General features: G+C 43.5%; 3 protein-coding genes and 1 pseudogene. All 4 read left to right on the top strand.

Annotation, left to right across the window (positions count from 1 at the left end; genetic code table 11):
• The first annotated feature begins 146 nt into the window (after positions 1-146).
• The 4 genes and pseudogenes from H5125_RS12645 (at position 147) to H5125_RS12630 (ending at position 7795) form a co-directional block, all read left to right on the top strand.
• Positions 147-1616: a hypothetical protein gene (locus tag H5125_RS12645; protein ID WP_182744398.1), complete on the top strand. Its 1470-nt coding sequence runs from the start codon at positions 147-149 to the stop codon at positions 1614-1616.
• A 488-nt stretch (positions 1617-2104) separates the two neighbouring features.
• Positions 2105-4471, top strand: a complete 2367-nt coding sequence (locus H5125_RS12640) for an ankyrin repeat domain-containing protein (protein WP_182744397.1) — start codon at positions 2105-2107, stop codon at positions 4469-4471.
• 146 nt (positions 4472-4617) lie between these two features.
• Positions 4618-4777: pseudogene (locus H5125_RS12635) on the top strand (transposase); the annotation flags it as partial.
• A gap of 459 nt (positions 4778-5236) precedes the next feature.
• Positions 5237-7795 (top strand): excinuclease ABC subunit UvrA, encoded by a 2559-nt coding sequence (locus H5125_RS12630; RefSeq protein ID WP_182744396.1) that lies wholly within the window; start codon positions 5237-5239, stop codon positions 7793-7795.
• The last annotated feature ends 373 nt before the right edge of the window (positions 7796-8168 follow it).

Here is an 8168-nt window from a genome sequence, read left to right as displayed (position 1 = left end):
ATCCAGAGCGATGGTCAAAAGAAGAGCGAAACTGGCAGCCAATAGGCGCTGTGGAGTTAAATCCAGAGCAACATAAAGAAGCTGCTTAACAATTTAGGCGACAACTGTCTTGAAAAACGCCGGTTTTCTCTAAAGAAAATCCAGCTTTGGATGATTTAGACTTCATTGAGAAAGTTCTAGTTGAAGGAATAACACTTTCTACATCGAAGACATTTAATTTAACGAACGAAAGAAAATCGTCTGAAAGCTCTGAAGTCTCAGTTGAAATATCAAGCGTTAAAGCAAATGTTGCAGGCAAACAAAATGAATCTTATGAACTTGCTCAAAGTAAAACCGTAAAGCAGATTAAAGGCCTTAATGTTCAAGAGTTTCTTAATAAAATAAGCGACATAAAGAAAAAAGCTGGTATCGATTCTATTTATGTATTTGTAGACGAATATTCTGATCTAAGCCCTAAAGCACAAGCAACTTTTAGCGCTCTTTTGAAGTCATTTTTAGGATCGAAAATTGGTATGTTTTTTAAAGTAGGTGTTATTACTGACCGTTATGACTTTGGAGAACGAATTATTGTTGGAAGAGATATTTTTCCTATTCCATTAGATTTTAACGAATACGCGGATAGATACGATGGAACAATTGCTGCAATTAATAAAACTCAAACATTTGTTGAAACGTTGATAACCAAAAGAATAGAAAAATTTTGTCCAAATTTAAAAGTGACTGATGTGTTTAAATCTAACTTTACTGAAATGATCTATAGGATTACTAGAGAAACACTAGGTGTATCAAGAACCATAGGCATTATTCTGCAAAATGCTTTTGTTCAAGCAAGCTCTAATTCTGATACTAGGATCGGTTTAGCTGAAATTAACTATGGGATTAGTAGCGCAAGAAAAACATATCAAAAACAGTTTACTGGAAGTGTTAAAAAAAGACTTGTTCCAGGTTTTAATTTAGATATGTGGGGTGCTATTTTAACTAAGGCTATAGAGGAAAAAAATAAATTCCCTGATAGACCCGCAAGTCACTTCATGGCTGATCCTATTAGAAAAGATTATTTAAGTGTTCTTTGTGAGAATTTTCTAATTCATTTTATGTCTGAAAATGTCACATCTAAGCATGGTGGGAAATATAACTTATATTCAATAGATTATGATGTTTGTAGTGAATACAATATTAAGTATGCTGACAAAAAAGATGAATACACTCCCATCAGGTTCATTTATGATTCTGTTCTTTCCGAATTTGACCCCTATTTTTTAGAATCAAAACAAAAAAGTTATAAATGTCCTGAATGTGGAAAAATTTATGCTGAAGCTGATGTTAAGCACGCAAAAGTCAAACGTTGCTTTGAGGATGATGAAAAATTAATAGAAATTATCCATCAGGAGGCGCCTGTTACAAATGGTAACTTTGCGGAAGTTGAAATAAGAATATTAGGCTTAATATCAGAGCTTTTACCCAATGAAGCTTTAACCGCAAGGGAAGTTGCAGACTCGGTTGGTTGTACAGTTCAGAAAGTTTCAGCATGGGCAGGAAAAGTGTTAGGGAAAAAAGGTGAAATTACTATAGATAAATTACATAGCCCGTATAAGTATTATACGGCTGAACTATAATAATTTCTAACAAAAGACTATGGTGTTTGTTGACAAAAGATTATATAAATACTTAAATGTCATATATCGACGACGAATGTTCACTATCTGAGATGTGATTTTTCGATTAGTTATTGATTATAATGAATTTTAGTTTTATTTTGTGGCTGATTGCTTGGGTTCAAATCCCTATCCCTCCGCCACATTAAAATAAAAAGGCCCGCTATTTATAGCGGGCCTTTTTATTTGGCGAAAGACAGGACTTTGAACCCACGGGTTCCTCTTTATTACAAGCAAGCTATCCCTCCGCAAGATTTAAGGCAAAGACGAAAAAGTATCATCATGAATTACAGATTAACTGCAGGTGTCACGATTAATTTTATTAGCTAAAACCCAAAGTCTATGTGTCAATGCACATGCTATCTATTTGAAAATAAATATTGTTATTACTGTTTATCATCTTTAGGATGACATCCAATTGGTTGTATTGAATATTATGGATGATATTAATGTTACGTTGCTTATTAACCCTCTGCTTAATTGTTTTTTCTTGTCACTCTTTATCTTCTGAGAAAACGCCCTTTGTAAAAGTAACCTCAGCTTGGAATAAGCCGAGTTTAATCACAGATAATGATCCTGCATGTCAATCCTTGTTGGAAGATGCACAATCAAAATTCTACTCAGATATCGATTGGGGCGCAGCTTATGGCGTTAGAGGGCATGGCTATGTAAATACGGGAGAAATACTAGATTGGACAATATTAGGAGGAGACTCTTTAACAAGCCTGTATGCTTACGGTAAAGAATTCTATCTCTATAATTATTTGCATAGTGGTTGCAGTGGAGCGTGTGAGAGGCAGCAATCGCTAGTGTCTACTTCATCATTCATTGAGTTAACCGCCAAGCAAATTGCAGCACTAGCCAAAAACGCACCACCCGCAATGAGCTATGGTTATACATACGCACAGTCGGGCACAAATATCCCGTATATGTTTGTTTTAGGACATTATGGCGCTGATATAGGCCAGTTATTTGTTTATCGTCTTAGCCCAAACGCAACATGGGCACCAGCTTGCGAAATAAACTTAACAGCAACAGTAGTGCCATTCAACAAAGAGCATAGTTATTTCAGCGCGATGAAAAGTTTTGATGATTTGTATCAATCGACTCTGGCTTTAAGTCAAGGTAGTGGCTCTTCATGTGGGCGAATGAATACTCGTTGGCGTTGGGGAAATGCCATTAAGCATAAACTGAGTTTGACATTAACTCGCCCCTGGGCAATGAGGGGCGAAAGTAGAGAAAGTAAAAATAGTCACGGTAATTATTCTAAAATGATAACCGATTTAGAAAGGTGGTCATTAACCGGTGTCGCTGAGCAAAAAGCATTTAATGGCTATAAACATCAGTTAGCTATCTCGATAAAATCGCTTTCGCAATTTTATCAACAGGCGAATCATTGGTATAAACAACAATCCGATGAAATAGCTGAGCTTGCATTAACATCAGCAATTAGTGCAGGTTTTGGGTTCTATATGTATAACCCTGAATTTTCCGCAGGTGAGTTCAATCTAAGAAATGCAATTATTACCAAACAATCGTTAGATACCATAAAAACAATTGAATTTAGTGCTATTGATATCGATAGCATCGCAAAAACTTACTATTCGCAAGAAGCACAAGAAAGTATTTTAAACCTAGCGATAAACCAACCTGAAGTATTAAAATATCTATTGCAACAGGGCATAAGTCCCAATCACAGTAATGCATTTGGTAAAACACCTTTGATGTACGCGGCTCAATATAACTTATTAGAGTCCGCCAAGTTGCTTATTCAACACGGGGCTAATACCGTCGCCAATACCACAATACCTGATGATACTTGTTATTACGCGTTAAGCACCTTCAAAATGACGGCTCTTCATTATGCGGTAAGGTATGCTTCTCCTGATTTTATTAAGTTATTAATAGACAATGGTGCTGCAACTTATATGAAAGCTGAGAACCATCATAATTACCCAATGACAGAAGAAACACCATTGGATTGGTTCTATCGATATACCGATACAGCATCAGCTGAGATAAATAGTCATATTCCCCAAGAAAGTAAGTTAACTGTACAAAAGTGGCTTACGCCTCCAAGTTCACAACAATTAAATAAAGTAGAAAAAAATCAAATAAAATCGGCTATAGCGGCTTATCCACAGGGCAAAGTACAAGATGCTTATGAGTATTTAATCAAGGCATTGAGCATTAATCCTAAAAATGAGAAAGCACTCAGTGATATGTCATTAATCGCGTTAAAAAATAACCAATTTGGTCATTCATTATCAGTCAGTAACTGGTTAATTAAACATAGTGAAAATAGTAAAACTGTGGCTAATGCATGGTTTAATCAAGGACTAGCCTGTGAACAGCATCAAGTAAAAATGCTTAATACTGATATCGGCTATACCATTACGTATGACGGTCAATATTATTGCGCTGAACCAGCTATTTACTCATATATCAATGCTTGGATGTTGGCCAAAAGTACCGCTAGAAAAAATAAGATTATAAGCCAATTCGATGATGGATTAATACAGACTTGTAGTGCTGTTCTGGCGGGTAACAACCAATTAAGATTTTTCTTCCAAAATAGAAAAATATTGATACTGCGAACTAAAAGTGATCATACATCTCTAGACGAATTATTCCAAAATATAACTTTCAATTACAATAGAATAGACAATAAGTCATTGGATAAGAATACTTCGATAGAGACGGTAAATACATACGACTTAGATGATTATGTTATTGAAGAAGTTAACTCACCATTTGGCTTTTTTAATGCTAAATACAATGGTCAATTGCAGTGTCAGACTATAAATGCAGTTTGATTTAGATTTGATATTGTTTAGGGGTTAGGTTGAAGTCATTCCACAGTATCGTTGCGGTTGTAGAATTACTATTTTTTAAGAACGGAGCCTATTTTATGGGTTCCGCATTATAAAAATGGGTGGCATCCCTGTTGACATGGCCACCCATTCCAACTGCAGAGAATTGGCTTAAAATCACCACAGAATTTGGTGCATTATTTAAAGGCGCTGTCGGAGTATTACCTGCCTTAACCGAATATTGTGAACATTTAGACCGAAAACGACGACAAGGCGCTGTAAAATTGCCAGCGCGGGTTGTGTGCGTAAACAATCACTTCTGAATCCCACAAACTATTTTCTACTTGATTGATATCAAGCTTTTCTGTTGCCTTGGTTTTAACTAATGAGTCATTTTGTGGCTATTGAGTAAACATTTTTCAAATCACTCGGTTGAATCTGTACGTTAAGAAAATCATAGCAGGTGTTGGCAACTCAAAAACGAAAGGCGTTATGTGTTACCTTAAAAATGGGTGGCATATTTTAATTTGAATATTTTAATGGAGATAGTGATCTTAAGCTCTTGGTTAAGAACATACCATGAACTCTGTTCATCCTGACTGAGTAAACTAGGCCATTTATGGCTTGATTATTGTTATTATTGTGCCATGAAATAAATGGCAACATAGGCTGAGAATTCCGCATTAATGCCAGTAGAAGCCATCATATTCTGCACGTCCCATCATATCCTGCACATCTAGACAAGAATTACCTAAGGGGTCTTTTAGCATGAATAAAGCAAAAAATAGTGGCAGCCTTGATTTGCCAGTTGACACTTTCAGTAGTCACACCCCAACACCAACATCAGTTTCGCACTCCATACCAGCGGGGTTTGTGCGCGTGCGCGGCGCCCGAGAAAATAACCTGCAGAACGTTGACGTGGATCTACCCCGGGACTCGATAGTTGCTTTCACAGGGGTGTCCGGCTCTGGCAAATCCTCGCTCGCTTTTGGCACCATTTTCGCTGAGGCCCAGCGACGTTTCTTCGAATCCGTCGCGCCGTATGCCCGGCGTCTGATCCAGCAAGGCCATACGCCTCAGGTGGACGAAATTACTGGATTGCCGCCAGCCGTCGCACTCCAGCAGCGCCGAGGTACACCCAACTCACGCTCAAGTGTAGGCACAGTCACCACTCTCTCGAATTCTCTGCGGATGCTTTATTCCCGTACAGGTATTTACCCTGATGGGGCTTTGCGCCTCGAGTCGGACTCCTTTTCACCCAACACCGCCATGGGCGCTTGCCCTAAATGCCAGGGACTCGGAACCGCGCACACAGTCACCGAGGCATCGCTGGTGCTCGACCCTTCACTGAGCATTCGCGAAGGCGCTGTCACGGCTTGGCCTGGGGCGTGGCAGGGTAAGAACTTGCGCGACATCCTCACTGCGCTCGGCCATGATGTGGACATACCTTGGGAACAGCTGTCCAGCGCCGATCGCGATTGGATCTTGTTCACCGAGGAACAACCCGTGGCCGACATCATGCCGGAGCGAGAACGGCCCCGGCCTTACAAGGGGAAGTTCTGGAGCGCGCAGAGTTATGTGATGCACACGCTCGCCGATTCAAAAAGCGCTTCGGTGCGTAACCGTGTACTGAAATATGTTGAATCTGGACCATGCTTAATATGCGCGGGCAGCGGACTGCGCAGCGAAGCACTCGCCGTTACCTTTAACGGCCGCACCATAGCCGAGCTCAACAGCTTGTCGCTCACCGAGCTCCGCCACGTGCTTGACCGTCCGGCGGCCGCCAATACCCCGGGTGCGACTATCACCAAGGATCTCACTCGCCGCCTCGACGTGTTGCTCGATCTCGGCCTCGGATACCTAAGTCTAGGCCGCGCAACACCCACGCTCTCTCCTGGTGAAATGCAGCGGCTGCGCATAGCCACCCAGCTGCGCTCTGGGCTTTTTGGCGTAATCTACGTACTCGACGAGCCTTCCGCTGGACTTCACCCGGCCGATGCCGAGCCGCTCCTAGCCGTACTCGACGAGCTCAAATCTAGTGGTAACTCAGTTTTTATCGTGGAACACAATATGGACGTGGTACGCCGCGCCGACTGGGTCATCGACGTCGGCCCGCATGCGGGAGAGCAGGGCGGAGTGGTCCTCTACAGCGGCCCTACGGCGGGACTCAAAGATGTACCTGCCTCGATCACGCGAAAATTTCTCTTTGCAAGCGAGCGTCCAGTCCCGGCTGCACGCGAGCTGCGACAACCGCTCGGTTGGCTTGGCCTGACGGGTATCACCCGCCATAACCTACGCGGACTCGACGCTGAGTTTCCGCTCGGCATACTGACCGCGGTCACGGGTGTCTCGGGCTCAGGCAAGTCCACTCTAGTGAGCCAGGTGCTTGCCGAGACTGTTGGCCTGCACCTTCATCCTGATCTGGATCCCAGTGACGGGAACGCATCCACAGCCTCGGTGGCCGGGGATAAGGATGAACAACCCGAGCCTAAACCCGTCGAAATCACCACGGTTGAAGCGATCAACGGCGCGGATCTGATCGATCGACTGGTGCGCGTTGACCAGAAACCAATCGGTCGCACACCGCGGTCCAACCTCGCCACATATACAGGCCTGTTCGATGCCGTGCGCACCACATTCGCCGCGACCCCCGAGGCTCGGAGCCGAAAGTTCGGCGCTAGCCGGTTCTCGTTCAACGTGCCGGGTGGCCGCTGCGAGACCTGCCTTGGCGAGGGATTTGTGGCGGTCGGTCTGCTTTTTTTACCTGGCAGTTACTCGCCCTGTCCTGACTGCGGTGGCAAGCGGTACAACCCTGAGACCCTCGAGGTGACATACTGTAACAAGAATATAGCCGAGGTGCTTGGGCTTACAGTGGATGCGGCAATGGTGTTTCTCGCCGATGTACCCTCGGCATTGCGCAGCCTTAAAACCCTTAGTGAGGTGGGGCTCGGCTACCTACGACTCGGCCAACCCGCCACCGAGCTTTCCGGAGGAGAGGCGCAACGCATCAAGCTCGCGACCGAGCTGCAGCGGGCACGCCGCGGCCATACGCTGTACATTCTCGACGAGCCCACAACAGGGCTGCATCCTGCCGACGTGCTATTGCTGCTCGCCCAGCTCAACCGGCTTGTCGATGCCGGCAATACCGTGATCGTGGTCGAACACGACATGGACGTGGTTGCCGCCGCCGACTGGGTTATTGATATCGGCCCTGAAGGCGGTGACAAGGGAGGCGCTATAGTGGTCGCTGGCACGCCCCATGCTGTGGCCGCCCACCCGGAGAGCCGAACGGCGCCTTACTTGGCCCAGTGCATCTCTACCACCTGAGCGACTGCCTGTCGTGGCAAACTAGGGGTCGCGCAATAATAAAGCTGACAGCTTTCTGAAATAGGCATGAATTTTCACCTGTGTACTTTTGAAAAAAGACTCTTAGCTGATTTGGGGCCAGCCTAATAGTTCCCGTATCATCAAACATGTCAATAAACGTTTTTGAAGCTTTTTTTTGCCGGCCCCAGGCGATCCGTACATAAAAATAGACACCGACTGTAGATCCGCAGGAAACGTGTTTAAATTGGTCTGTTCACGTGTTATCTGAGTGCGATTTGCTTTCGCATAGATGATGTCTTGGTTTCAATTTTAGTTTTTCTCTGTCATAGGTTTTTATGGGTTTACCTAATTAAAACAACAATATACTAGAAGT

The organism is Shewanella sp. SR44-4, assembly GCF_014163715.1.
Lineage (GTDB): Bacteria > Pseudomonadota > Gammaproteobacteria > Enterobacterales > Shewanellaceae > Shewanella.
This window is presented reverse-complemented; position numbering and strand designations above follow the sequence as displayed.